Consider the following 1965-nt stretch of genomic DNA (forward strand, 5'->3'; position numbering starts at 1 on the left):
GCCGGATTCGGCCGAGACGTGGGCAGCGATGGTGTGGGCGAGGCCGGTCGGGTGCAGCCGCGCCAGCGGCGCCGCGGCAGCGGTGCAGACAAAACCGTCGAGCAGGACCGGCACATTGTTGCGGCGCGCGGCGAGCGTGGCGCCGAAGATGGCGGCGAGCTCGCGGCCGCCAAGGGCTGCGGCGATCTTCAGCGGGTCGGACAGCGCGTCGGCATGGCGCTTGAGGCCGGCTTCGATCGCGGTCACCTTGCGCTCCAGGCCGGCATCGTCGACGCCGGTGCCGCGCCCGGTCCATTTCTCGGCGCCGCCGCCGAACAGGGCGGCAGAAATCGCCGCCGCCGGCGTGGTGTTGCCGATGCCCATTTCGCCGAAGCAGACGAGGTCGATATCCTTGGTCACCGCGTCATGGCCGGCCGAGACGGCGGCGAGGAAGGCCTTCTCGTCCATCGCCGGCACTTCGGTGAAGTCGCCGGTCGGATGGTCGAGGTCGAGCGGGATGACGTCGAGCTCGGCGCCAGCGATGCGGGCGAGCTGGTTGATGGCGGCGCCGCCGCCGGCGAAATTCGCCACCATCTGTACGGTGACTTCCGACGGGAAGGCCGAGACGCCCTGCGCGGTGACGCCGTGATTGCCGGCAAAGACGAAGACCTTCACCTTGTCCAGCTTCGGCATGTCGCGGCCCTGCCAGCGCCCCAGCCAGGCGGCGATGGTTTCCAGCCGGCCGAGGCTGCCTTGCGGCTTGGTCAGCGTGTCCTGGCGGCGGGCGACGGCATTGGCCGCGGTGTCGCTGCCGGCCGGCAGATCGAGGCAGGCAGCGCGAAGTTCATCAAGCGATTTGAAAGACATGGGGGCAAAGTCTCCGAAAGAGAGTCAGGATAGGGATACGGAAGCGACGAGCAGGACTGCGATCTCGCCAAGTTGCTGAAGGGCGCCGATCGTGTCGCCGGTCTGGCCGTCGATCTGGTTGAGGCAAAGGGCGCGGAACGCGGCAAACAGCAGACCAAGCAGGACGATCGCGACTATGGCGCCGCCTGGCGCAAGCAGGAGGAGTGGTATCGCGCCGAGCACGGCGCCGGCTATTGCGGCCTCGGCCGAGACGCCGCCGGCGCCGGCCGAGAGGCCGTCGGACCGCGCCGGGGGCAAGAGATGCATGAAGGCGCCCAGCAATCCGCGCGAGGCGGCGTGCGCGGCAATGAGCGCCAGAAGGGCCTGTGTGGGGTCGGCGAATTCCGAAATCGCGCTCCAGCGGATCAGCAGCGACAGGGCCAGTGCCGACGCGCCATAGGCGCCGATGCGGCTGTCGCGCATGATCTCCAGTTTTCCACCGCGCGACTTGCCGCCGCCAAAGCCATCGGCGACATCGGACAACCCATCCTCGTGCAGGCAGCCGGTGGTGAGCAATGTTGCGGCAAGCGCAAGTGCTGCCGCCGGACCCATGGCAAGGCCGAACCGTTCCGCAGTGGCGTAGACGACCGCGCCGATCAGTCCGACGGCAAGCCCGGCGACCGGGGCGGCCCAGATCGCGGCGGCGAGGCTGCGCCCGCGAAAATCAAAGACGGGCAGCGGCAGCCTGGTGAAGAAGACCAGGCAAAGGGCGATATCATCGAGGACTTGCCGGAGCGAAAGGGGAAAGTTCTTGAGCTTCATGCCCTAGCCCCTCGCAATGGCATGGAAGAACGTCCCGCTGACATGGCCGCGCCGATAGCCGGAGGCGCCGAGCGGATTGCCCTGGCCGTCGGCAAGGTCGGCCAGCGGCTCGTCGTTGCCGGCAGCGAGCATCTGCGCATAGTGGAATTCATGGCCGCGGATCAGCGTGCCCTCGGCTCCGAGCGGGCAAGCGGCGCGCAGCCGCGCCTCGCGGTAGCCGAGGTTCATTTTGCGCTTGGCGAAGCTGGTCGAATGGCCGAGCAGGCCAAGCATCGGATGCGTGTCGCCTGCCGCGTCCTCAAGAGTCTCGCCCAGCAC

Annotated in this window: 2 protein-coding genes and 1 pseudogene; all 3 read right to left on the bottom strand. The window is 68.5% G+C overall.

Translation table 11 applies throughout. The annotated features are described in order from the left end of the window. Positions 1-846 (bottom strand): nicotinate-nucleotide--dimethylbenzimidazole phosphoribosyltransferase (locus tag EN742_RS33375; RefSeq protein WP_148670458.1); only part of this gene is annotated, 846 nt, incomplete at its 3' end. Positions 847-870: 24 nt separating this feature from the next. After that, positions 871-1647, bottom strand: coding sequence for an adenosylcobinamide-GDP ribazoletransferase (locus EN742_RS33380; RefSeq protein ID WP_126054003.1), 777 nt, complete (start codon positions 1645-1647; stop codon positions 871-873). Positions 1648-1650: 3 nt separating this feature from the next. Next, a pseudogene (locus tag EN742_RS33385) lies at positions 1651-1965 on the bottom strand (cobyrinic acid a,c-diamide synthase); the annotation flags it as partial.

Origin of the sequence: Mesorhizobium sp. M4A.F.Ca.ET.020.02.1.1 (genome assembly GCF_004022645.1) — a bacterium.
Taxonomy (GTDB): Bacteria; Pseudomonadota; Alphaproteobacteria; order Rhizobiales; family Rhizobiaceae; genus Mesorhizobium.